Raw genomic sequence first — 23,255 nt, 5'->3', positions numbered from 1 at the left:
CCCGCGGTGAGGATGGGACGGGAAACCGGCAATATAGTCCTGGGGCTGGTCGGAGCCGAATTCGTCCAGCATCAGGAACGGGTCCAGACGGATGTTCTGATGCTGGCCAAGTGAGCGCTTGATGCGCACACCGGCGCCATCGGAGGTTTCCAGGGCGGGGATAGTCTGTTTGATGGATCGTAGGGGCATTCTATTCCACGTTGCGGGAGTAGAAAATCTCAAGCATTTCCCGCCTCAGGCGGTCTTCAATCGACTGCGCCTCCTGTGGATCCAGGTCGCCGGCATTGACCCCGAATACGTAATTGTCCAGTTTGAAGTTCTTGAGCATCATCTTGGTGTGGAACAGGTTTTCCTGGTACACGTTGACGTCAATCATCTGGTAGGCGTTCTGGGTATCCTCGGTCAGATAGTTCTGGATCGAGTTGATGTCGTGATCAATATAGTGCTTGGTACCATCCACATCTCGGGTAAAGCCCCGTACACGGTAATCCACGGTGACCACGTCGGAATCGAAACTGTGGATCAGGTAGTTCAGCACTTTCAACGGCGAGATCAGGCCACAGGTGGACACGTCTATATCGGCGCGAAAGGTGCTTACGCCGTCGTGGGGATGACTCTCCGGATAGGTATGCACGGTAACGTGGCTCTTGTCCAGGTGGGCCACGATGGCGTCCGGCAGCGGGCCGGGTGACTCCTCATTGTCCGGTTCGCCGTCACTGAGTTCATGCTCGGCGATCAGCATGGTGACGGAGGCGCCGTGGGGCTCGTAGTCCTGGCGGGCGATATTCAGCACGTTGGCGCCGATGATCTTGACCACGTCGGTGAGGATCTGGGTCAGGCGCTCGGCATTGTACATCTCGTCAATGTAATCGATGTAGGCTTCACGTTGCTCTTCGGTCTGCGCATAACAGATGTCATAGATGTTGAAGCTCAGTGATTTGGTCAGGTTATTGAAACCATGCAGCTGTAGTTTGGTTTCCATGTTCAGCCCCCCCAAGTGACTGGAGATGAGTGTCAGTGGTCATGCCTGTTTGTCGCATGCCACCAAGGCCGCCACCGATAACTGACCGGGGTGTTTACCTTTTGCGCAGACCGGCGGAGAGGGTGCGTATTATGCACACCGACCCTTGATTTGGGTAGAGTTCGAGACAACATTGTAGCATCCGTAGTTGTCACTGCTCAGGACACCTCTCGGGTCTCGTAGCTGTGGGTGATTTCCACCCCGGCCTTTTCCAGCATGATGGACGCAGAACAGTATTTTTCGGCAGAAAGACTGACTGCTCTTTTCACCAGATTTTCCTTCAGGCTGTTTCCGGTGACCACGAAATGCAGGTGAATGCGGGTAAAGACCGCAGGCACGGCATCGGCCCGTTCTGCCTCCACTTCTGTGTGGCAGCCGGTGACGTCCTGACGGCTTTTTTGCAGGATGCTCATTACGTCAAAAGCGGAACAGCCACCAAGCCCCATCAGCATCATCTCCATGGGGCGAGGCCCCAGGTCCTTGCCGCCATGGTCGGGCGGCCCGTCCATCTGTACGGCGTGGCCACTGCCACTGGTTGCCCTGAAACTGGCGTCACCGGTCCAGTCAATGGTTGCTTTCATCTTTTCTCGTGCTCCGGAAGGGATATAACGTGCAATTGGCAGGGATGCTAGCACATCCCGGAAAGCCCGGCAGCCCTGGCAAAGTCAGCTGCGAAGATCTGGTCTATACCGGTTCAGGTTGCCGAAACGGTGCCTTCTTGCTATAAGTTGCGTTCATAATGAATAAACCCGCAAGGAAAGCAGGGTTAATAAAAACATCAGGACCCCGCCAGTTCTAAGGAGGCATGACTCGCATTATGGCCACTATCGTCAAGCCGGTTGAGCAGAAAACCAAGCACCTCGACTATTTTCTTTCGCAATGCCATCGTCGGCGTTACCCCGCCAAGAGCACCATCATCTATGCGGGGGATAAAAGCGATTCACTGTTTTACATCGTCAAGGGATCCGTTACCGTCATCATTGAGGATGACGACGGCCGCGAGATGATCATGGCCTACCTGAATGCCGGGGACTTCTTTGGAGAGATGGGGCTGTTCGATAACATGGACTCCCGCAGTGCCTGGGTAAAGGCCAAGACCGAGTGCGAAGTTGCCGAGATCAGCTACACCAAGTTCCGTGAAATTGCCCAGCAGGATCCGAGGGTGCTCTACTTCATTGGCGAGCAGATGGCCTCACGCCTGCGCCAGACCACCCGCAAGGTAGGCGACCTTGCATTCCTGGACGTCACCGGCCGTGTAGCCCGTACCCTGCTGGACCTGTGCAAGGAGCCGGACGCCATGACCCACCCGGATGGCATGCAGATCAAGATAACCCGCCAGGAAATCGGCCGCATTGTCGGTTGCTCCCGCGAGATGGTCGGTCGGGTACTCAAAACCCTCGAAGATCAGGGCCTGGTGCGGGTCAAGGGCAAGACCATGGTGGTGTACGGCACCCGTTAGACGGCCTCGCCTTATTCCACAATGACCACGCTCTTGATCTGCAGGCACACCGCCATGCCGGGAGCAAGGCCCAGTTGGTGAACCGCGCGGCTGGTAATGCGGGCGAGGAAAGCCGTCTCGCCCACATGCAGGCGAACCGTAGTCAATCCCGGGCGCTGCTCCGCTGCCATGTCGGTGACCCTGGCTGGCAGCAGGTTCTGGAAACTCTGGTCATGGTTGGCCGCCAGCGCAATGCTCACATCCCGGGCCAGTATCTGCAGTCTCACTGCGGTGCCGGTTTCAGGCTGGCGGTCATCCCGAAACCACAGGCTGCCGCCTTCGAACTCCGCCCGGCACAAATGCCACTGGTCATCCCGTTCGCGGATAACCGCCGGAACAATCACCGCCGCATCATGCTCCAGGGCAAAGGGCTGGTCGGGTCGTGCCAGTGTTTCCTGCAGCCCACCTTCAGCGAGCACCCGGCCCTGGTCCATCATCACAATATAGTCTGCCAGCCTCGCCACCTCTGCCGCGGAATGGGACACATAGATGACGGGAATATCCAGGGTATCCCGCAGGGTTTCCAGGTAAGGGAATATATCCCGTTTGCTGGCCTGGTCCAGCGCCGACAGGGGTTCGTCCATCAGCAACAGCCGGGGGCTATTCAACAGGGCACGGGCAATGGCCACGCGCTGGCGCTCGCCTCCGGAAAGTCGTTCCGGCCTGCGCTCCATTAAATGCCCCAGCCCCAGCCAGTCGATTACCTGCTGTGGGTGAATCCGCCGCTGTGCCGCTGGCGTGCGGCGGTAGCCAAAATCCAGGTTGCCGCTGACTGACAGGTGCGGGAACAGGCTGGTTTCCTGGAATACATAGGCCAGGGGACGTTTATGAACCGGCACGCTGGTGTTGCTGTCCTGCCACACGTCTCCGTTGACGGACAGCCGGCCGGAACTGGCCTGCAGGCCAGCAATGCAGCGCAACAGAGTGGTTTTGCCGCAGCCGGAATGACCGAACAGCGCAGTCACGCCGTCGCCGGGCAGTTCCAGGTCCACTTCCAGCCGGAAACGTTCGAAACCGGTTTCGAAGCGGGCAAGGATTCCGGGCTCTTTCATGATTTCAGGTTCCCGTTATTCAGGCGTCCGTTGATCAGGTAGAGCGTCAGCAGAACGAGAAAGGAAAATACCAGCATGCCGCCGGCCAACAGATGGGCCTTGCCATATTCCAGAGTTTCCACATGGTCGTAGATAGCCACCGACAGCACCCGGGTTTCGCCGGGGATATTGCCGCCAATCATCAGTACCACGCCGAATTCACCCAGGGTATGGGCAAAAGTCAGCACCGCCGCGGTCAGGAAACCGGGGCGGGCCAGAGGAATCACCACAGAGAAAAAGCGGTCTAGCGGTGAGGCCCGCAGTGTGGCGGCAACCTCAAGCATCCGCTCATTGACCGTTGAAAACACGTTCTGAAGGGGCTGCACCGTGAAGGGCAGCGAATAGATGACTGACGCGATAACCAGGCCGGCGAAGGTAAAGGGCAGTGTGCCAAGCCCGAGGCTTTCCGTCATTATACCCACCACGCCCTCAGGGCCCATAAGCAACAGCAGGTAAAACCCCAGTACTGTCGGGGGCAGCACCAGTGGCAGCGCCACGATCGCCGCTACGGGTTGTCTGAGCCAGTGTTTGCTGCGGGCAAGCCACCAGGCAATGGGGGTTCCGATAACCATCAGAAGAACAGTTGTGATGCCGGCAAGCTTCAGGGTCAGCCAGACGGTTTGCCATTCCGGGCTCATTGATACTCCAGGGGTCATTCGGACTCTTGGGGGATATCGTAGCCGTATTGGCGGATAATGTCCTGTGCTTCACTGCTGGCGAGGAAGTCGAGCCAGGCGCCTGCCGCATCGTTGCCCCGGCCTCTGTCCAGGAGGATGGCCTGCTGTGCAATGGGCTCATGGTGCTTAGACGGTACTTCCCAGTGGGCACCGCCCCGGTGCCCGTCGCGGAGCTGCGCCAGCGCTATGAAACCCGCTTTTGCGTTGCCAGTGGCCACGAACTGGAAGGTCTGTGCGATGGATTCGCCCATGACCAGCCGGTTTTCCAGGGATTCCCAGATCGCCAGGTGTTGCAGGGTTTGCCGGGCGGCCAGGCCATAGGGCGCGGTTCGCGGATTGGCAATGGCCAGGCGACGGAAGCTGCCATCACGCAGGAAGGCTTCCGGGTCCTCGAATGCTTCCGGATCCGCACTCCAGAAGACCAATTTACCCAGGGCGTAGGTAAAACGCGTGCCGGCAACCCCGGAGCCATTATCCTCCATCAGGCGTGGCCGCTCCCGGTCTGCTGCAAGAAACACATCAAATGGCGCGCCATGCCGGATCTGGGCATACAGTTTGCCCGTGGATCCGTAGCTGATCCGGGTGCTGTGGCCGGTTGATTCGGTAAAACGGACAGCGAGGCGCTCAGCGGCATCGTGGAAATTGGCGGCAACGGCCAGCCTGACTTCGCCGCCTGCCAGCGCCGTTCCGGTGGTCATCAGCAGAGCCAGGGCCAGCAGTGAAAGGATTTTTGCCGTCATGGCAGGGCGCACTCCCGTGGTTCGAACCCGGTGGTGATCCGGGCTGTTGATGAAGCTTTCCTGCAGGTCCATGGCAGTTGATTCCGTGCTGGTTATTGGCGTAACCGGAGTTTAGCGCTAAAACCGCCCCGGAATTGGGAAAGACCCGGAAAAACCCGTGCTTGCACCGCTATTTTGTATCCCGGTTCCATTCCGGTGGCTTCCAAAGGTGTTTCAGCCGAGCCAGCAGGTTTCCGGGCCTGGCCATGGCCCGGAACAGATCCAGGTATTCGTGGGTCCACAGTATCAGCAGATTGTTGGAGTGCACCGGCCGCATAATACCGTATTCCGGCGGTGCCTGTTCATCTTCGGCTATGAAGGTGCCGAAAAGCCGGTCCCGGATGATTAGCATACCGCCACAGTTGCGGTCGATGTAGCCGGGATTGCGACCGTGGTGGACCCGGTGGTGGCTGGGGGTATTGAACACCATCTCCACCCAGCCGGGAAGTTTACCGACCAGGGTTGTGTGGATGAAGAACTGATACACCAGTGACAGGGCATAGGCAACGCCGATCCAAACCGGATTGAAGCCGATCAATGCCAGGGGCAGGTAAAACACCCACATGCCATTGAAGATGTTGGTAGCGTTCTGCTTTCCGACTGGCTGGATCAGGAGGGGCTGGACGCCGGCCAGCTGCGGGTGGCGCTGGCACGATGGGCATCGAGGGACAATGTGCCGGTACCGGTCTGGCGGGATCTACTGTCCCGGGGGCTGGCATTGGTGCCGGGCCGTGTTGCGCCAGAGCTGGACGTTGGAGCCTGTGTTCTTCCGGGCCACGTAGGGGTTCTGGGCTATTTGGTGCTTGCCTCCGATACACTGGGGGAGGCCATGATGGCCTACCAGCGCTACGAAACCCTGTTTTACGGTACAAGGCTGGCGGAGATAGAGGTTATCGGTGATCAGGTGGAGATGCGCTGGCCACCCTCTGACAACGAACTGGGCCAGCAGGTTGATGGCGCAGCCATTGCTGCTCTGGTGACCTTCATGCGTCGCCAGATTGACCGGGCACCTCCACCCGTGGCGGTCAGTTTTCTCGAGAGCGTTGAAAGTGAAACCGCCGGCGCCTACGAGACCTTCTTCGGGTGTCCGGTAACATGGAACGACAGCCATGTGCGGGTGCGGTTTCCACTGCATTACCTGGACCTGCCCATGCCGCGGCGGGACCCGACTCTGCGGGAGTTGCTGGACCGCCAGGCCAGGTATCAGTTTAGCTGGCAACAATGGCTGGACCGCAGCCGCGAGCAACTGGCCCGGCAATACCTTGCAGACCCGTCGCTGACACTGACGGACATTGCCCTGCTGCTGGGCTTTTCCGAGCAGAGTTCCTTTACTCGTGCCTATCGCCGCTGGACCGGCAACTCCCCGGGCAGAGATCGCCGGCAGTGGCTCAGCGATTAGCGGCGTAAATCGTTGCCAGCGGCTCGATCTGAGGTTGCCACTGGTCCAGCCAGGCCTTGATGTCTCGCGGGATTTTTGCCGGTTTGGGCCAGGGCACCGGGTATTGCTCCGGCTGGAACATGGGCGCGAAAAGCGCGGCAGCGGCAAGGTCGGCGCGCGAGAAGCTGGCGCCAGCGAGGTAGGGGTTGTGCCGGTACGTCCCGGCAAGTTCGGTCAGGTAGGCTTCCATGGTTTCCCGCGATCGTTCCGCCGTTTTTTCATTGATCTTCATCCACTTGCGCATGATCTCATCCACGCGGCTGAAGGCCAGTTTCAGCAGGATCCGGTTGTAGAAGGGCGTGCCTGCCGCCAACATGGGAACGACCACCCTGGGTCGCTGCAGGAAATGATGGTAGGAGTAGCAGCGCACGGCAGGCCCCGCCTCATCATCCAGCCGCTGTTCCCAGGCCAGCGCAACCTCGCGGATGTCAGGGTCGGCTGGTGTTAGCGGGTTCTCCGGAAAGGTGCCGTCCAGGTAGTCGATGATTTCCTTTGATCCCTGGATCCGGTGGCCGTCATGGTCCAGCACCGGCACCGAAGAGTCGCCGCCGGTGAGTTTGCGGACGGTGTTGACATGCTGGCCGGGGAGAAGACTGATGGCCTCGTAATTCAGGCCCTTGTAATCCAGCGCCCAGCGAACCTTTTCGCAGTAATGGGATATTGCAAACTGGTACAGTTTGATGGCCATGGTGCAGCGTTCTCCAGGGTATCGAATGGCTTAAGCGTAATGCTTTGAGGCAGGAAATGGTAACGGCTGTGCTTTAAAATCGGCAGCGGCCGGAATAACCTGCGGCGATGGCCCCCTAACGAACGGAACAGGAAACTGACAATGAATGGCTTCCACCAAGAAGGCCTGGGCTCCGGCGCTGATGAACCAGGCAAACCGTTTCCTGTCGCTGTTGTCAGACATCAGAAGGTTTGATATCGGCCGGCAGGGTGAATTGCTGCTGATATCGTCGGACGGCCGCATGATCAAGGCGTTTCAGTCCACAGAGTGAGCCCGTAGGTGTCCAGGATTTGCTGGAGCCGGCCGTTTTCTATACGTTGTCGGGTGCCCTCTGAAAGCAGGTCTGCCAGTTTTTCTGCGTCTTCCCGGGCCGGAGAAAAGGCCACAAAAGCTTCGGATTCGCTGACCAGTCCCGCCTCCCGGGGCGGAGTGGCCAGCCTTCCGGAGCTCTGGGCCCACCAGGATATAACAGAGGCATCTTCAACAAAGATGTCCGTGCGCGCCTGGTCCAGAAGTTCGATGGCCCTGTTGAGCGGGGAAGGGCCGGAAATTATCCATATTCTGTCCCGGTCCGCCTGGTACCGGGCGATATAGCGATCCAGCTCCACGGTGTAGGAGTATCCGTTGATCACCAGTAGCGTCTTGTCGTGCAGTGATTCGATGCCGCTATAGGTCCAGTCGTTGTCCGGGTGGGTAAACAGTGCGATGGATGAGTGGCCCTGTGCTGTGTCCGGGAAAACGAAATCCTGCGCGTCGGTTCTGAAAGCGCCGACAATGGCATCCAGCTGGCCGTCCCGGGTCATCTGCAGAGCCCTTGCCCAACTGACATTGATGTACTCGACTGAGTACCCGGACTCGACGAGGATCTCCCGGGCGAGATCCACCATGTAGCCTTCATGATCGGCGCCGGCCTCACAGTTGTGCGGGCACCAGGGGTCTGCAGCAATTACGATGGTGTCCGGGCGGCTCTGGTTGTCGACAATGCCGGCAGTCCGCGAAGTATCCGTAGAGGTTTCAGGTACTGCTTCGGCTTCGTCACTGTCAGGCTGGGAGCAGCCTGAAAAAAGCAACCAAAGAGCCAATACAGTGCAGACAGATCGGAACATGGCTGTAGTCCGGGGGCACCGCGGAACTGCGGCAATGCTTTAATCATAGTCCCGGTATCATGAATCTGTCACCTGCATGCGGGTGGCATTCCATGCTACAGAGTTCGTTGTCAGTAACGGCTCCTGGCATCGCCTTCAGAGGCTTCGGTAGGTACCAGGGCCTTGACCAGTTCCTTCATGTCGAGGATACCCACCTGCTTTCCACTTCTGACTACACGGTAGGTAAGATTGGTATCGCCATCTGATCGGGCGATGACCGACTCCAGATTGTCTCGGTCGGAGATATCGCCGGCGCAGACTTCCGGTTCTTCCGTGGTTTTGTTCATCACCGATCGCACCCGCAGCACCCGTGCGCGGTTAATGTCGCTGATGAAGTCCGTGATGTAAGGGTCGTTGGGGTACATCAGGATTTCCTGGGGCTCGCCCTGCTGGACAATGTGCCCGTCCTTGAGGATGACCAGGTGGTCCGCCAGTTTCAGGGATTCGTCCAGATCGTGGGTGATGAATACAACGGTTTTCTGCAACTCGTCCTGCAGTTCCAGCAGCAGATCCTGCATGTCGGAGCGAATCAGTGGGTCCAGCGCCGAGAAAGCCTCGTCCATCAGCATGATCGGTGAGTTCGATGCCAGCGCACGGGCAATTCCCACACGTTGTTGCATGCCACCGGAAAGCTGGTGGGGGTACTGGTATTCATTGCCTTCCAGGCCAACCCTGGCAAGCCATTTTTTGGCGTCGGCCTCGAATTCCTCGACAGCAAAACCCCGAACCAGCAATGCCATACCGGCATTTTCCAACACCGTCTTGTGGGGTAGCAGGGCAAACTTCTGGAAGACCATCGACATCCGTTCACGTCGAAGTTTCCTCAACTGGTCCTCGTTGAACTGCAGGACGTTTTCGCCATCCACCTCGACCTCACCCGCAGTGGGTTCGATCAACCGATTGAGATGGCGAATCAATGTGGACTTGCCGGAGCCGGAGAGCCCCATGATGACGGTAATCTCGCCTTCGTGTACGTCCACGTTGATGTCCTTCAGGCCCAGAACGTGGTTGTGTTTTTCCAGTAGCTCTGCCTTGCCCACGCCACCACGTACATGCTCCAGCGCGCCCACAGGATCAGGGCCGAAGATCTTGTACAGGTTCCGGATGGAAATCTTGATATTCCGGTCCACAATTCGCTCCCTTACTGATTCTGTGAGGCGTTGATGCGCGCCAGTGAAGCTTTGGTTACCCGGTCAAGGATAACCGCCAGAATGACGATGCCCAGGCCGGCAACGAGCCCGACGCCAAGTTCCAGGTTGCGAATGCCCTGAAGCACCAGAACCCCGAGCCCCGGCGCCGAAACCAGAGAGGCAATGACCACCATTGCCAGGCTCATCATGATGGTCTGGTTTACGCCCGCCATGATGTTGGGCAGCGCCAGGGGAATCTGGACCTTGAACAGCTTCTGATTACTGGTCATGCCGAAGGCGTCTGCGGCCTCAATCACATCTTTATCGACCAGCCGGATACCCAGGTTGGTGAGGCGGATAACCGGCACGATGGCGTAGAGGATAATGGCGATGCCATACAGTTTCGACTCGGTCACGCTGAACAGGAATATCAGCGGAATCAGGTACACAAAGGGTGGTAGTGTCTGCAACATGTCCAGCACCGGGACCGTCAGGCGTTGCATCATGTCGCTGCGGGACATGGCTATGCCAATGGGCACGCCGAACAGCACGCACAGGAACGCGCATACAAAGATTATGGCGAGCGTTTCCATGGCATAACGGTAGTAGTCGATAAAGGCCAGGAGGCACAGGCTGACGGCCACGAAAGCGACCAGCTTCCAGGACTTGGTCACAAAGAAAACCACGGCCAGTAACACTGGTATGACAATCCACCATGGGGTATTCAGCATTCCATGGAGTGTGCCGTCGAGGGCCCAGCTCAGGGGTTGGGTCAAAGGATCCAGAACAACGCTCAGACTATCCTTTATGGACAGGAAGCCCTCTTCAAGACCCTTTGTCAGTTCACGGGATTTCGGGAAGGCCGCGCAGGACTCGTTGAGCGCGTCCATGGAAGGAAAAGGGGTATCCCAGAGTGAATCGGGTTCGTTACTGGTTCCCTGGGTTTTTTGCAGTAAGTCGGCCATCGACATGGGGCCATCACTCTGGCCTTCTGCGCACCAGTCTTCCAGTCCCAGCGATGAAAATAAGAAATCGTAGGTAGCCATGGGCGGTCGGTTCCCCGTCGCAATCAGATGTTAAAGGCTCGTTTCGAGTTCTCCGTTATCGGAGTTGACAGGGCCGGGAGGGCCGGCCCTGTCAGTGCGGGCAGGGGGTTATTGTCCCATTGCCGCAGCCAGGCGTTCCCTAGCTGAATCGTTCAGCCAGCTGGACCACTCGTCGCTGTTATTGCTCAGGTAATACACAGCTGCTTCTTCGGCAGAAGCATTGTTGGAGTCCATCCAGGCAAGCAATTCGCTCATGGTGGACGTCTTGAACGTCATGTGGCTGAGCATTTCTGCCACCTCCGGCTCGCGATCCTTGAAGTCGGTGGTGATGGACGTCAGGATTGTCGCTGCAGGGAATTCAGACACCTCCGGATCATCGACGTCCTGGGTCTGGTTGCGTTTGTGTACCTCGGGCTTGTACTCGCCCAGCTCAACGCGGGTCATGTCGTACTTGCCAAGTGGTACGGTCGGCCCCCAGTAGTACCCGAACCAGGGCTCCTCAGACTGAACTGCTGACGCCATGGACGAAGCCATGGTTTCGCCGGAGCCGTGGTCGAACACCTCAATACCGGAGTCTTCCAGGTCAAGTGCCCTGACCAGGTTATCGCTGACCACACGGCAGCCCCAGCCGCTGGGGCAATTGTTGAAGCGCTTGTCCACCAGCTCCGGGTTTTCCATGACCCCTTCGATGGTTTTCAGTTCGGGGTGCTTCTCGGCCAGATAGGTCGGAATCCACCAGCCTTCAACACCGCCCGGGTCCAGAACTTCGGCTACGCGCTCGATCTTGCCCTGTTCTTCCAGTTCAAGGTAAGCCTCACCGGCGGAGTTGAGCCACAGCTCGGTGACAATGTCGGGTTCTCCGTTTTCCGCGACCGAAGTGACGGCCGGCACGGTATCCGAGGGAACCACGGTCACATCGCAACCATAGCCCTGTTCCATGATGAATTTGGCAACGCCGGTAACAACGGCGTTGGAAGCCCAGCCCATTTCGGTGATCGAAACTTCACCACAGTCGGCCTGGGCAAGTGCGGGAACAGACATCGCGCAAAGTAGCGCGGCAGGCGTTAGCTTTCGCATGATTGGTTCTCCTTTCTGGTTTGAAGAATACGCGGGGAGAGGCCCGCTGGAGTGGTCCGGAGGACCACTCGAGAAGTGAAAACGCTTTGTCGGGATTGCGTGATCAAAGGACAGGACAAATGCAATGGCCTCGGTTACTACGTAGTTGCAAGAGTAACGTTCTGAGCCTGAGTTACAAGCCATTAATGTAAAATGTCGCTGGAATACGCATATGTCATCTCCTTTTTAACAGGTTTTTTGTCAACAAAATGAAGCAATTCAGCGGTAGTTTGAAGGGTTACCTGAAACTGGAGAGCACCATGACTGAATTGCGCGAACTGACTCCCCATTCTGCCGTTCCGGCCGAACAGTCCCGTCGTAATAGCCGGCAACGGCACCTGTTGCGAACCTTTTTACCGGAGATGGTCCGTCTGGAGCGTTTGCTGGCGGAAGCCCCGGATGTGGTTTCTGTGGGCATGCTGGCGCGGGTTGCTCTTAAACAGATTGATTTACCGATCTACCGGATTGATCTGGGCAGCGATGCGCCGGATGCGCCGGTAGTCCTGCTGGTGGGGGGCGTGCATGGGCTTGAGCGCATAGGCAGTGAAGTCATCATGGCCTGGCTGCGCAACCTGCTGGCCAGGGTTTCCTGGGACAGCCACCTGCAGTCGTTGTTGAAGAAAGTCCGGATTACGCTGCTACCGATACTTAATCCCGGCGGTATGTATCTCAACCAACGCAGCAATCCCAACGGTGTGGACCTGATGCGCAACGCACCTATTACGGCCCAGGATCGCAGTGCCTTTCTGCTGGGTGGGCAGCGGTTCTCATCGCGCCTGCCCTGGTTTACGGGAGACCCCGAACAGGGTATGGAAGCGGAGAACCAGGCGCTGGAGTCCGTCATTGCGGATCTGTTGCCTGGCCGTCCCTTCAGTGTTGCGCTGGACTGTCATTCGGGATTTGGCTGGCAGGATCAGATCTGGTTCCCCTACGCCTATCGCCGTCGGCCCATGCGCCGGATCGCATCGGTAATGGCTCTCAAACTGATCTGGGAGCAGGCGTGGCCGGAACACAACTATCGTTTCGAGCCCCAGTCCCGGCACTACCTGACCCATGGCGACCTGTGGGATTATTTCTATAAAAAGATTAACCGCAGCGGTGAAGGGGCTTTCATTCCCCTTACGCTCGAGCTGGGTTCCTGGCGCTGGATCAAGAAACGGCCAAGGCAGTTGTTGCGCCTGGACGGGTTTTTCAATCCCCTGGTACCCCATCGTCATCGCAGGGTACTGAGAAGCCACCTGACCTTCATCGATTTTCTCCTCACCGCTGCTGCCAACCATGAAAACTGGTTGCCGCTGGGGGATGAGGAGTCCATGCTTAGGGAAGCCGCGATCGCCCACTGGTACAGGGATCATCATTGACGATGCACTGGATTCTGTTGCGTGGACTCACCCGGGAGCAGTCACACTGGGGAGAATTTCCACGGCTGCTTGCAGATGCTTTTCCGGGACAGCAGTTTCACCTAGTGGACCTTCCCGGTACCGGCGTGCACTTCAACGACCCCTGCCCGGAGAGCATCCCTGCCATTCGGGAGAAGGTCCGGCGCAGTGTGGGGCATGTTCCACGCCCCTACAGCCTGCTGGCACTTTCCATGGGGGGAATGGTAGCCCTGGACTGGGCGCAACATGTGCCCGCGGGAGAAATCCAGAACCTTGTGCTGATCAATACCAGTTCCGGCTTCAGTCCGCCCTGGCGCAGAATGAGGCCGGCAGCGTGGCCCCGCATTGCGCGATTGTTATCCCGCCGTGAATTGTTTGATCGCGAAGCAGACATCCTGCGGCTGAGCTGCAACCGGCCAGTCAGCCTGGAAACCATGAAGCACTGGTACAGTATCCAGCGCCAGCGTCCGGTCAGTTTCCGGACTGCCTGGACCCAACTGAAAGCCGCCGCTGCGTTCAGGCCGCAACCACAACGGCCGCTGCCCGATGCCCTGCTACTGGCCAGCAGGGGCGACCGCATCGTACACTGGAAATGCAGTGAAGCGTTTGAGCAGCGCTGGCAATGGACTCTGAAAGTGCACTCCTCTGCAGGTCATGACCTTCCCCTCGACGACCCGGAATGGATTCTCCGCCAGTTGGCAAACTGGCTGCCCCGGTGATTGCGGTTGCTTGACGCAACTGTTCTTCCGCGTCAGTCTTCTATACGATTTATCGCTGCCTAACCACGATGATGTATGGAGCCTATAACAATGAAGATTCTTGAGACCAAAACCGCGCCGAATCCACGCCGGGTGCGCATGTTCATGTCTGAAAAAGGACTTCTGGACGAGGCGGAGTTTGTCGAAATCGACCTGCTGAAAGGTGAGAACCTGACGCCGGAATACGCCGCCAAGAACCCTATGAAGAAAGTGCCGGTAATGGAGTTGGATGACGGCACCTGCATTGCCGAAACCATGGCCATTTGCCGCTATTTCGAGGAAAGCTACCCGGATACCCCAAGCCTGCTGGGTGATACCCCCCTGGAAAAAGCGCTAGTAGAACAGTGGCTGCGCTGGATCGAATTTTCCTTTTTCATGCCCACCGGAATGTGCTTTCAGCATACCAGCGGCTACTTCAAGGATCGCATGAATCCTATCAAGGAGTGGGGTGAGGAATGCCGAACCACAGTGGAGAAGTTCATGCACTTCCTCGACAAGCAGTTGGAAGGTAAGGAATACATCTGTTGTGACCGCTTCACAGCGGCAGACATCAATGCGTTTACGACGGTTGCCTTCGGCCGTGTTGTGGACATCCGCATCAAGCCGGAACAGACCAACCTCCAGGCCTGGTACCATCGCATCAAGCAGCGCCCGTCTGCTCAGGTGTGAGCCAATGAAACAGCCGAATAAGTTGGCCTGTGCCATGGGAAAAGTCGATGTAGCCAACCGGGCCGATCCCAATATCGAACTGGTCGACGGGCAACCCTTGCCCAAAGAGTATGCCTACAGCCTGCACATGACCCGTTGGCTGCATGAGCTTGAGTCCGAGCCTTCAGAGCGGATGCAGATTGCCTGCCGGGCCCAGCACATCGAGCGCTGGACCATGCCCCGCCGCGATTTTCCGGAAGGGCGAAAGGCCTATTACGAATGGCGCCAGGCGTGTGGACGTATGCACGGTCGCCGCGCAGCGGAAATCATGGCTGAGTGCGGATATCCGAAAGCAGAATGGGAGCGGGTGGAAACCATTCTGACCAAACGGGAGTTGCGCAAGGACGAAGACACCCAGTTACTGGAAGATGTGGCCTGCATGGTGTTCCTGGAGCGCTACTTTGCGGATTTCTATGAGCAGAACGCTGATTACGACCGGGAAAAATGGCTGCGCATTGTCCGCAGAACCTGGGGCAAGATGTCTCCGCGGGGGCACGAGGCTGCGCTGAGACTGGCCGAAGGGATGCCGGCGCATTTGCTGGCGTTGCTGCAGGAGGCGTTGGCTGAAGATTAGTCCGTGCCCGCTGACTTGTTCGAGCTTTGCGGTAAGCCCTCCTAGAAAAACAGCTCTTGCAGTTTCTTGCCTGGCTCTTCGGCCCGCATGAAGGACTCGCCCACCAGGAAGCCGTAGATACCCCGGTCGGTCATGGTCTCTACATCGGCCCGGGTCATGATGCCGCTTTCAGTAATGGTTAAACGGTCGGTCGAAATACGTTCGTGGAGGTCGAAAGTGGTATCCAGCGATACGTCAAAGGTATGCAGGTTGCGGTTGTTGATGCCCGCCAGCGGTGTTTTCAAAGTGAGTGCGTCATTCAATTCCTCACCGTCATGGACTTCCACCAGCACATCCAGCCCGATTTCGTGGGCAATGCCTTCCAGTTCCTGCATCTGATCTCTAGTCAGGCAGGCGGCGATCAGGAGGATGCAATCCGCACCAATGGCCCGGCTTTCGTAGACCTGATAGGGCGCTACCATGAAGTCCTTGCGGATTACCGGCAGGCTGCAGGCAGCGCGGGCTGCTTTGAGGAAGTCCTCATGGCCCTGGAAGAAGTCTTTGTCGGTAAGTACTGACAGGCAGGCTGCGCCACCTTTTTCGTAGCTTTCGGCAATGGCTTCGGGCACAAACGGATCGCGGAGGATGCCTTTGCTGGGGGAGGCTTTTTTGATCTCGGCAATGACGGCAGGAGTTCGCGCCTTGATTCGTGCGCCCAGGGCATCAGCGAACCCACGCGCAGGCGGTTGGTCACCCGACATGGCTTTCAGGTCTGCAAGGGAAACTTTCGGTTTCCGCTCGCCAATTTCCTCCCATTTCCGGTCAACGATTTTCCGCAGAATGGTAGGGGTCTTATCCAAATGTCTGTCAGTCATATCAGGCCCGTATAAAGTGTGCGAGAGTCGGTGGGGAGGCCCTTCCAAAACTGTCGTCAGCCATGGATGGCTGACGTCAAGCCCTACATGGACGTACTTGTGGGCGTGTTTTGGAAGGGCCTCCCCACCGGCTCGTCCGGCTGCAATATTAGCAGGCCGGTATTAGAAACACTGCGAAAAGTCAGCAAGCTCGGACATCTTGCCAGCGGCGAGGCCGGAGCCCATGGCGTCCAGGGCCATGTCGACACCCTCGGTCGGAGTCTTCGCCAGGCCAGCCACGTAGATAGCCGCACCTGCGTTCAAGGCGATCAGGTCACGGGCCTTTTCAGCCATCTCATCGTGGCCACGGCCGAAGGCGGCGCGGATCAGTTTCAGTGAGTCTTCGGCAGTGTCCACGGTCAGGCCGACAAGAGCCTGGCTCTTGATGCCCAGGTCTTCCGGAGTGATGTCGTATTCAGTGACCTCGCCGTTTTTAAGCTCCGCCACATGGGTCGAGCTCGCCAGGCTGATCTCGTCCAGGCCATCTTTTGAGTGGACAACCATGATGTGTTCGGCGCCCAGGCGCTGCAGAACCTCTGCCATGGGGCGGCATAACTCCTTCGTGAACACACCGATCAGCTGGCGCTTCACGCTGGCCGGATTGGTCATGGGGCCAAGAATATTGAAGATGGTACGGCAGCCCAGCTCCTTGCGCGGGCCGATGGCGTGTTTCATGGCGCCGTGGTGGGCGGGCGCGAACATGAAGCCGACGCCGATCTCCTCCACACAACGGGCCACTTCTTCGGGGGCCATTTGCAGGTTGATGCCCAGGTTCTCCAGCAGATCCGCGCTGCCGCTTTTGGACGATACGGCGCGGTTACCATGCTTGGCCACGAAGCCGCCAGCGGCTGCCACCACAAAAGACGCCGCCGTGGATACGTTAAACAGGTTAGCCCCATCGCCGCCGGTACCCACAATGTCCACCAGCGGGTCGGCGTTCACCGTCACTCTGGTGGCCAGTTCCCGCATGACTTCGGTGGCGCCGGTAATTTCGTCGATGGTTTCACTCTTAAGGCGCAGGCCCATCAGAAAAGCCCCGATCTGCGCATCGGTAGCTTCGCCTTTCATGACGATGCGCATAACGTCCTTCATTTCCTCGGTGGACAGGTCCAGGTTTGAGGCAATGCGGTTGAGTGCTTCTTTCATGTCCATTCGTGGGCCTCTTGGGTCAATCTGCTTTTTGTCTTTTGTGTTTGGTTCTAGCTTAGCAACTTCCTGCCGGGTGCAGGGCCTGTTATTGGGTTGGCCCTCTCATAAGGGAGTTTGGTCAATGGCTGGGGTGGCCAATTCACGAAAGCGCCTCAAGACATCCCTGTGCGGCTCGAGCTCCGCCATCAACGTCCGGAGTCAGAACCAGGCTACAGAGGCCACCAAAACAAAACTAGCTTCTAAGAAAGTTCCGCAATAACTCGTGCCCCTGCTCAGTCATAATAGACTCAGGATGAAACTGAACCCCCTCAATGGCCAGCGTCTTGTGACGAACCCCCATGATTTCCTCCACAGAGCCGTCGTCATTCCGGGTCCAGGCAGTCACTTCCAGACAATCCGGCAGGGTGTCCTTGTCGATCACCAGGCTGTGATAGCGAGTCGCCTGTAATGGGTTGCTCAGGCCGCGGAATACACCTTCGTCCTTGTGGTAAACCGGTGACACCTTGCCATGCATCACCCGCCCGGCGCGGATCACATCGCCTCCGTAGACCTGGCCGATGGCCTGATGGCCCAGGCACACGCCGAGGATGGGCAGCTTGCCGGCAAAGTGGCGGATCGCAGCCATGGAAATGCCCGCCTCGTTGGGTGTGCAGGGTCCAGGGGAGATCACCAGGCGCTCCGGCTTCAGGGCCTCGATTTCCTCCACTGTGATCTCGTCGTTGCGATATACATGAACATCCGCACCCAGCTCAGCGAGGTATTGCACCACGTTGTAGGTGAAGGAATCGTAGTTATCGATCATCAGCAACATAATCTGTTCCTCCGCCTCAGTGGTCGAAATCGTTGTAGGTCATGGCCACCGCGCGGAAGATCGCGCGGCCCTTGTTCATGGTTTCCTTCCACTCGAGGCGCGGTACCGAGTCCGCCACCACACCGGCACCGGCCTGGATATGCAGGGTATTGTCCTTGATCACCGCGGTGCGGATAGCGATGGCGGTGTCCATGTTGCCGTTGAACGACAGGTAGCCTACGGCACCGCCGTAAACACCACGCTTGACCGGCTCCAGTTCGTCGATGATTTCCATGGCGCGGATTTTCGGCGCGCCGCTGAGGGTGCCGGCGGGCAGGGTGGCTCGCAGGACATCCAGGCAACTGGTGTTCGCTTTCAGGCGGCCGGTGACGTTGGAGACGATGTGCATTACGTGGGAGTAGCGTTCCACGATCATCTTGTCGGTCAGTTTCACGGTGCCGGTTTCCGATACCCGGCCGGCGTCGTTGCGGCCCAGGTCGATCAGCATCAGGTGTTCGGCAATTTCCTTGGGGTCGGCCAGCAGTTCCGTTTCCAGGGCCTTGTCCTCGGCATCGGTGGCGCCGCGTTTGCGGGTGCCGGCGATTGGGCGAACGGTTACTTCCTCATCCTCCACCCGGGCCAGGATTTCTGGTGAAGACCCGACGATGTGGAAGTCGTCCAGGTCCAGGAAGTACATATAGGGGGAGGGGTTCAGTACCCGCAGCGAGCGGTAAAGGTTCAGGGGCGGTGCCTCGAACGGAATCGACATGCGCTGGGAGATGACGGTCTGCATCACATCGCCGTCCAGCACGTATTCCTTGATCTTGCCCACGGCCGCTTCGAACTTCTCCTGGTTGAAACCGGAAATGAAGTCGCTCTCGTCCACTGCCTTGCCTCGCAGATGTTCCGGGGTGCGGGGTGCGTTGGCGGTCTGGCGGTGCAGGCGCGACTCGAGCTCGTCGATGCGTTGCATGGCCTTCTCGTAAGCGCCTTCCTGGCTGGGGTCGGCATGGACGATCAGGTGCAGCTTGCCGCGCAGGTTATCGAACACCACTACTTCGTCGGATACCATCAGCAGGATGTCGGGCGTGCCAATCCTGTCGGGGGGGCAGGTTTTGCGCAGGCGCTTTTCGATATAGCGCACGGTATCGTAGCCGAAGTAGCCCACCAGGCCGCCGTTAAAGCGCGGCAATTCATCCAGGTCCGGTGCGTTGAAGCGGCCCTGGTAGTCTTCCACAAAGGCCAGAGGGTCTTCCGCCGTGGTTTCCTCGACGACCTTGCCTTCACGGGTGATGGTGATGTCGTGATCGAAGACCTTGAGCACTTCCCGGCTCGGCAGACCGATAATGGAGTAGCGGCCCCACTTCTCGCCACCCTGTACCGATTCGAACAGGTAGGAGTAGGGGCCACTGGCCAGTTTGAAGTAGGTGCTCAGAGGCGTATCCAGGTCGGCAAGGACTTCGCGATAGACGGGGATACGGTTAAAGCCGGCCTCGGCGAGCTCGGCGAATTGCTCGGGTGTCATGGTAACGATTCCTGAAATCTGATCGGTATGGTGGACTTTCGGGCGGCGTTCAGCCGGTGCGCCATCGCCACCATCGTGTTGCGCGGGTTGTCAGAATGCCTCGCGCTGTCATCAGACCCAGTCCCCGCACGGCAGGAATCTCCCGAATTGAAGGTTTCAAAATCAATGTCCTGTGAGGTTACAAAAGCTGCGCCAGGGAATCAACAACTGCATCCGCCCCCAGCGAATCCACCGGCGCGCCGTAGTTGTAGCCGTAACGTACCGCCACCGAGGGAATGCCTGCGGCCAGGGCAGCGCTGATATCGGTGACGGAATCCCCCACCATCACCGTGGTGCCCCGGGTGCCGCCCAGTTCCGTCATGGCATGAATCAGTGGCTGCGGGTCGGGCTTGCGCACTGGCAGGGTGTCACCGCCGATACTGATGTCGAACCAGTGCTCGATGCCCATCTGCTCCAGCAATGGCGCCACGAACTGTTCCGGCTTGTTGGTGACAATGCCCATGCGGCAACCGTAGTCGGCTAATCTGCTGAGACACTCTTCCACTCCGTCATAGAGTACGGCGTGCTGGCCGTTCAGGTTTTCGTAAGCGTGGTAGAACATGGCGAGGGCATCGCTGAACAGCGCATCGTCTTTTTCCCTGGCAGGCTCCCAGTCTGCCTGCCCTGCCAGTGAGCGGCGTACCAGTACACCGGCACCGTTGCCCACCCATTGCCGCACATGATCGATACCGGCCTGGCGGCGCCCCAGTTGTTCCAACATGGAATCAATGGCGGCCGCCAGGTCGGGTGCGCTGTCCACCAGGGTCCCGTCAAGGTCGAACAGGGCGACTCCGGGCCAGCGCTGGCTGAACAGTCCGGCCAGGCTCATTGGCCGGAACCTTTTTGTGCCAGTTCCAGTTCCGCCCGCATCCTGTCGATGGTCGCCTTGTAGTCGTCGGTGTTGAAAATGGCAGAACCGGCGACAAAGGTGTCGGCACCGGCTTCGGCGATTTCGCGGATATTGTCGGTTTTCACGCCGCCATCGATTTCCAGGCGGATATCGCGGCCGCTGGCATCAATGCGTTTGCGGGCTTCGCGCAGCTTGTCGAGAGTGCCGGGGATGAACTTCTGGCCGCCAAAGCCCGGGTTTACCGACATCAGCAGAATCATGTCCAGCTTGTCCATAACATGGTCGATGTAGTGCAGCGGCGTGGCCGGGTTGAATACCAGGCCGGCCTTGCAGCCGCCTTCGCGAATCAGCTGCAGGGAGCGGTCAATATGGTTCGATGCTTCCGGGTGGAAGGTGATGTAGCTGGCACCGGCATCGATAAACATGCGGATCAGATCGTCCACCGGGGATACCATCAGGTGAACATCGATGGGTGCAGTAACCCCGTGCTTGCGCAGGGCCTCACAGACCATGGGGCCGATGGTCAGGTTGGGAACATAGTGGTTGTCCATGACATCGAAATGGACAATATCGGCACCGGCGGCCAATACGTTATCGACTTCCTCTCCCAGTCGGGCAAAATCGGCTGACAGAATGGACGGGGCGATCTGGTAAGGGTTCATGACGGCTCTCTTGAACGGTTTGATAATGGTATCGACGATGGCGCGTAAAGCGGTTCCCTCTGCAAAAGGCTGCCGGGCCGCAAAAGCTGCTAGTCTACCAGTTTGATGGTGATTTTTCGCACGGAATGAGTGACTGCCTGTGAGCAATTGGTTTGAAGTACCGGTTACCCGATTACTGCTTGTCCTTGCCATCGTTATTGTCGTTGGTGCACCGGCTGTGTCGGCCCAGGAAGACGAAGAATCGCAAGGCGAAGAGACGCAGGCGTCTGCTTCCGACCGCAGGCGGGCGATGATTTCCACGGGTCTTGATTCGGAGGCAATTGCCGCCAGGTGGCCGGATGCCGCCGTATGGCTGGAACCGCCGGAAGAGGACAGAGTGCTGGCCCTGTTTGAGCCGGAAAAAGAAACCCCGGCCAGTGGCGCTTTGCTGATTCTCGCGGATGAGGGGCAGTCTGTTGCTTCGGGACTGGCCGGTGCCTTGCGCCAGCCCATGGCGCGCGCCGGCTGGGCAGTGATGACCGTGGGCCTGGAGCCGCCGCCCTACGCGGTTCAGCAGGCCCGGAGGCAGCAAGCGATAACGGATGCGGAAATGTCACGGAGCAATGCAGGTAATGGCGGCACTGGCAACACCGATGCTGGCGAGTCGATCATGATTGATGTGATGGACGGTGTCGATGTGGAGGAACTGGAGGACCAGTATCGCACCGGGATTCAGAAAACCCTGTCGGTGGCGGTGGGCGATCTGAAAGACAAGGGCTATGACAGGGTTGCTGTCGCCGGTATTGGCACGGCATCAGGCCATGTGGCACGCATGGCCCCCACTGCTGGTGGCGATGTGTCGGCACTGGTCTGGATTGCACCGGTGTTTGCTCGCAGTGATTCCTCGGACCTGACCGAGTGGCTTTCGGAAGCCGGTCAGATCAGGGTGCTGGAGCTCCACAGCTCCCGTGCGCCAGAGGTGGCGGAGGGAGCAGGGTTGAGGTCACCGAAAGAACGTGAGGCTGCTTTCCGGCGCGCAGACATCACAGCCTATACCCGGCAACCGGTTGCGATGTCAGATCGGCCGGAACCCCGCGATGCGCCTGCACTGGCCAACCGGCTCTCCGCCTGGCTGGCGTCAGACCGCTAGCGAGCGGTCAGCCACCCACGGCGCTGGATGACCCGATAACCACACCGCCACAACTGATGGCATCGCCTGTCAGTGCTGCCGGTTTGCCTTCGATCATCACCGTCGGGCTTCCAGCGGCAATGGTACGGGGGTGCGGGGGGTGTTTGGGTTTGGAATGCGCGGCCAGCTGGTCGTCGAGACGGGCGACCGGTTTGCCGTCAATGAAAACAGTGGCACTGCCGGTAATCACCGGGGTTGGAGGGAAGCCATTGTGGTCGGTTCCGATGTCTCCGAGAAGAACGAGTTTCTTGCCCATGGGAATTCTCCTTTTCAGTGGGTCAGTCAGGCCTCCATTCCTTGTGCCTGTTGATGTAATGCGCCGTCAGCGTCGGGAGTCTAGCAATCTTCGCCCCGGTTTCAAACCGATATGCGCTGGCTGATCAGTTCCCACGCCTGCTGGTACCTCAGCAGGCGGTCCTTGGCCCGAGCCAGTTCGGCGGGGCTGAGGTCCTGCTGGGCAAGCTTGTCCGGGTGGCACTCCGATACTTTCTTGCGGTAGGCCCGTTTGATGATCTCCCGCGAATCCCGCCGGGTAACTCCAAGGAGCTGGCACGCCTGCTCGAATGTGGAAGGGCGTGGCTGGGCTTCGGGTTCGGTAATCCAGACTTTGCAGGCATAGCTTTCGAGAATGTCGTCGCTGACCCGTATTGGCAACCCCATCTGGTCTATGGCGTCTTCGCAGCGATAGCGTCTGGGTTTTCCCGGGCGCCCCTGCAATTGCGCCGCGTGGCACAGGCAAATGGCAACGCGCAGGGCTGGAGAGGGCCAGAGTCGGTGGGTCAGCTTAAGGCCGAGGGCCTTCATCCCGGGGATGTGTTCGGCGGACTTGCCCTTGCGAAAATAGCCAATGGCCTTGCGTCGCTGGCGTGAAGACAGCTTCAGGGCCTTCATCAACGCTTCTGCAAAGCCGACGTCTTTCTCCGTTACACGTCCATCGGATTTGGCGATGTAGCCCAGGAAAAAGAACAGGCTGCGGCGGCACCAGCCTGGAAGTCGCGTTCGGACCATCAGTTCATTGGCCTGGTGGCCGCAGGCCGACAGTTCCTTCAACAGGTCACTGAACTCGCTTTCCATGCGGGTGGGCAGGCTACT

General features: G+C 58.5%; 28 protein-coding genes. 8 read left to right on the top strand and 20 right to left on the bottom strand.

Annotated features, from left to right (window positions below; translation table 11 throughout):
• The 3 genes from ACESMB_RS01935 to ACESMB_RS01925 all read right to left on the bottom strand — a co-directional run.
• The coding region (locus tag ACESMB_RS01935) for a pirin family protein (protein WP_372970802.1) at window positions 1–189 on the bottom strand (189 nt) is incomplete at its 3' end.
• Window position 190: 1 nt separating this feature from the next.
• Window positions 191–982, bottom strand: a complete 792-nt coding sequence (gene speD, locus ACESMB_RS01930; RefSeq protein WP_372924974.1) for an adenosylmethionine decarboxylase — start codon at window positions 980–982, stop codon at window positions 191–193.
• 197 nt (window positions 983–1,179) lie between these two features.
• Window positions 1,180–1,602, bottom strand: coding sequence for an OsmC family protein (locus tag ACESMB_RS01925; protein WP_372924973.1), 423 nt, complete (start codon window positions 1,600–1,602; stop codon window positions 1,180–1,182).
• A gap of 236 nt (window positions 1,603–1,838) precedes the next feature.
• Between ACESMB_RS01925 and crp the strand changes: the two genes are divergently transcribed.
• Complete coding sequence (gene crp, locus ACESMB_RS01920) at window positions 1,839–2,480, top strand: cAMP-activated global transcriptional regulator CRP (protein ID WP_007153756.1); 642 nt, start codon at window positions 1,839–1,841, stop codon at window positions 2,478–2,480.
• Between the two features lie 11 nt (window positions 2,481–2,491).
• Here crp and modC read toward each other — a convergent pair whose 3' ends face one another.
• The 4 genes from modC to ACESMB_RS01900 form a co-directional block, all read right to left on the bottom strand.
• Window positions 2,492–3,571, bottom strand: coding sequence for a molybdenum ABC transporter ATP-binding protein (modC, locus tag ACESMB_RS01915; protein WP_372924972.1), 1,080 nt, complete (start codon window positions 3,569–3,571; stop codon window positions 2,492–2,494).
• A complete protein-coding gene (gene modB / locus ACESMB_RS01910; protein WP_372924971.1) occupies window positions 3,568–4,266 on the bottom strand; it encodes a molybdate ABC transporter permease subunit in 699 nt (232 codons plus the stop codon). Before modB ends, modC begins: the two co-directional genes overlap by 4 nt.
• Window positions 4,263–5,099, bottom strand: coding sequence for a molybdate ABC transporter substrate-binding protein (gene modA, locus ACESMB_RS01905; RefSeq protein ID WP_372924970.1), 837 nt, complete (start codon window positions 5,097–5,099; stop codon window positions 4,263–4,265). The genes modB and modA overlap by 4 nt, the downstream gene beginning before the upstream one ends.
• A 97-nt stretch (window positions 5,100–5,196) precedes the next feature.
• Window positions 5,197–5,631, bottom strand: coding sequence for a sterol desaturase family protein (locus ACESMB_RS01900; protein ID WP_372970801.1), 435 nt, complete (start codon window positions 5,629–5,631; stop codon window positions 5,197–5,199).
• 75 nt (window positions 5,632–5,706) lie between these two features.
• Between ACESMB_RS01900 and ACESMB_RS01895 the strand changes: the two genes are divergently transcribed.
• Window positions 5,707–6,465 carry an AraC family transcriptional regulator gene (locus ACESMB_RS01895; RefSeq protein WP_372970800.1) on the top strand — a complete coding sequence of 253 codons (759 nt, stop codon included), beginning with the start codon at window positions 5,707–5,709 and terminating at the stop codon, window positions 6,463–6,465.
• Here the strand turns inward: ACESMB_RS01895 and ACESMB_RS01890 are convergent.
• On the bottom strand, window positions 6,455–7,192 hold the full coding sequence (locus ACESMB_RS01890) for a glutathione S-transferase family protein (protein WP_372924967.1): 738 nt from the start codon (window positions 7,190–7,192) through the stop codon (window positions 6,455–6,457). The two genes, ACESMB_RS01895 and ACESMB_RS01890, sit on opposite strands and share 11 nt — an antisense overlap.
• A 145-nt stretch (window positions 7,193–7,337) precedes the next feature.
• Here ACESMB_RS01890 and ACESMB_RS01885 point away from each other — a divergent pair, with 145 nt between their 5' ends.
• Window positions 7,338–7,502 (top strand): hypothetical protein, encoded by a 165-nt coding sequence (locus ACESMB_RS01885; protein WP_372924966.1) that lies wholly within the window; start codon window positions 7,338–7,340, stop codon window positions 7,500–7,502.
• Here the strand turns inward: ACESMB_RS01885 and ACESMB_RS01880 are convergent.
• The 4 genes from ACESMB_RS01880 to ACESMB_RS01865 all read right to left on the bottom strand — a co-directional run bounded on the left by ACESMB_RS01880 (window position 7,477) and on the right by ACESMB_RS01865 (window position 11,629).
• Window positions 7,477–8,337, bottom strand: coding sequence for a substrate-binding periplasmic protein (locus ACESMB_RS01880; protein WP_372970799.1), 861 nt, complete (start codon window positions 8,335–8,337; stop codon window positions 7,477–7,479). The two genes, ACESMB_RS01885 and ACESMB_RS01880, sit on opposite strands and share 26 nt — an antisense overlap.
• Window positions 8,338–8,447: 110 nt before the next feature.
• Entirely contained in the window at window positions 8,448–9,506 is a 1,059-nt protein-coding gene (locus ACESMB_RS01875; protein WP_372924964.1) for a betaine/proline/choline family ABC transporter ATP-binding protein, read from the bottom strand.
• A gap of 11 nt (window positions 9,507–9,517) precedes the next feature.
• Window positions 9,518–10,552 (bottom strand): ABC transporter permease, encoded by a 1,035-nt coding sequence (locus ACESMB_RS01870; protein WP_372924963.1) that lies wholly within the window; start codon window positions 10,550–10,552, stop codon window positions 9,518–9,520.
• A 108-nt stretch (window positions 10,553–10,660) separates the two neighbouring features.
• Window positions 10,661–11,629, bottom strand: coding sequence for an ABC transporter substrate-binding protein (locus ACESMB_RS01865; RefSeq protein ID WP_372970798.1), 969 nt, complete (start codon window positions 11,627–11,629; stop codon window positions 10,661–10,663).
• A 299-nt stretch (window positions 11,630–11,928) separates the two neighbouring features.
• On the opposite strand from ACESMB_RS01865, the gene ACESMB_RS01860 reads away from it, so the two are divergent.
• From ACESMB_RS01860 to ACESMB_RS01845, 4 genes are all read left to right on the top strand, one after another.
• Entirely contained in the window at window positions 11,929–13,029 is a 1,101-nt protein-coding gene (locus tag ACESMB_RS01860) for a M14 family zinc carboxypeptidase (protein ID WP_372970797.1), read from the top strand.
• A 2-nt stretch (window positions 13,030–13,031) separates the two neighbouring features.
• Entirely contained in the window at window positions 13,032–13,766 is a 735-nt protein-coding gene (locus ACESMB_RS01855) for an alpha/beta fold hydrolase (RefSeq protein WP_372924960.1), read from the top strand.
• Window positions 13,767–13,856: 90 nt separating this feature from the next.
• On the top strand, window positions 13,857–14,474 hold the full coding sequence (locus ACESMB_RS01850; RefSeq protein ID WP_372924959.1) for a glutathione S-transferase family protein: 618 nt from the start codon (window positions 13,857–13,859) through the stop codon (window positions 14,472–14,474).
• Between the two features lie 4 nt (window positions 14,475–14,478).
• Complete coding sequence (locus tag ACESMB_RS01845) at window positions 14,479–15,087, top strand: DUF4202 domain-containing protein (RefSeq protein WP_372924958.1); 609 nt, start codon at window positions 14,479–14,481, stop codon at window positions 15,085–15,087.
• Between the two features lie 41 nt (window positions 15,088–15,128).
• Here ACESMB_RS01845 and trpC read toward each other — a convergent pair whose 3' ends face one another.
• The 6 genes from trpC to rpe all read right to left on the bottom strand — a co-directional run bounded on the left by trpC (window position 15,129) and on the right by rpe (window position 20,995).
• Window positions 15,129–15,941, bottom strand: a complete 813-nt coding sequence (gene trpC, locus ACESMB_RS01840; RefSeq protein WP_372970796.1) for an indole-3-glycerol phosphate synthase TrpC — start codon at window positions 15,939–15,941, stop codon at window positions 15,129–15,131.
• Window positions 15,942–16,103: 162 nt separating this feature from the next.
• Complete coding sequence (gene trpD / locus ACESMB_RS01835) at window positions 16,104–17,132, bottom strand: anthranilate phosphoribosyltransferase (RefSeq protein ID WP_372924956.1); 1,029 nt, start codon at window positions 17,130–17,132, stop codon at window positions 16,104–16,106.
• A 229-nt stretch (window positions 17,133–17,361) separates the two neighbouring features.
• Window positions 17,362–17,940 carry an aminodeoxychorismate/anthranilate synthase component II gene (locus ACESMB_RS01830; RefSeq protein ID WP_372970795.1) on the bottom strand — a complete coding sequence of 193 codons (579 nt, stop codon included), beginning with the start codon at window positions 17,938–17,940 and terminating at the stop codon, window positions 17,362–17,364.
• A gap of 16 nt (window positions 17,941–17,956) precedes the next feature.
• A complete protein-coding gene (trpE, locus tag ACESMB_RS01825) occupies window positions 17,957–19,444 on the bottom strand; it encodes an anthranilate synthase component I (protein WP_372924954.1) in 1,488 nt (495 codons plus the stop codon).
• A gap of 178 nt (window positions 19,445–19,622) precedes the next feature.
• On the bottom strand, window positions 19,623–20,312 hold the full coding sequence (locus ACESMB_RS01820; protein ID WP_372924953.1) for a phosphoglycolate phosphatase: 690 nt from the start codon (window positions 20,310–20,312) through the stop codon (window positions 19,623–19,625).
• Complete coding sequence (rpe, locus tag ACESMB_RS01815) at window positions 20,309–20,995, bottom strand: ribulose-phosphate 3-epimerase (protein WP_372924952.1); 687 nt, start codon at window positions 20,993–20,995, stop codon at window positions 20,309–20,311. Before rpe ends, ACESMB_RS01820 begins: the two co-directional genes overlap by 4 nt.
• 139 nt (window positions 20,996–21,134) lie before the next feature.
• Here rpe and ACESMB_RS01810 point away from each other — a divergent pair, with 139 nt between their 5' ends.
• Window positions 21,135–22,124 (top strand): DUF3530 family protein, encoded by a 990-nt coding sequence (locus tag ACESMB_RS01810; protein WP_372924951.1) that lies wholly within the window; start codon window positions 21,135–21,137, stop codon window positions 22,122–22,124.
• 7 nt (window positions 22,125–22,131) lie between these two features.
• On the opposite strand, the gene ACESMB_RS01805 is transcribed toward ACESMB_RS01810, so the two are convergent.
• Window positions 22,132–22,419 carry a type VI secretion system PAAR protein gene (locus ACESMB_RS01805; protein WP_372924950.1) on the bottom strand — a complete coding sequence of 96 codons (288 nt, stop codon included), beginning with the start codon at window positions 22,417–22,419 and terminating at the stop codon, window positions 22,132–22,134.
• Window positions 22,420–22,520: 101 nt separating this feature from the next.
• On the bottom strand, window positions 22,521–23,255 hold a 735-nt coding region (locus tag ACESMB_RS01800), incomplete at its 5' end, for a DnaJ domain-containing protein (protein WP_372970794.1).

This window comes from Marinobacter sp. (assembly GCF_041686475.1).
In the GTDB taxonomy this organism is placed as follows: Bacteria; Pseudomonadota; Gammaproteobacteria; order Pseudomonadales; family Oleiphilaceae; genus Marinobacter.
The sequence above is the reverse complement of the archived record's forward strand: the minus strand, read 5'-3'. Positions and strand labels throughout refer to the sequence as shown.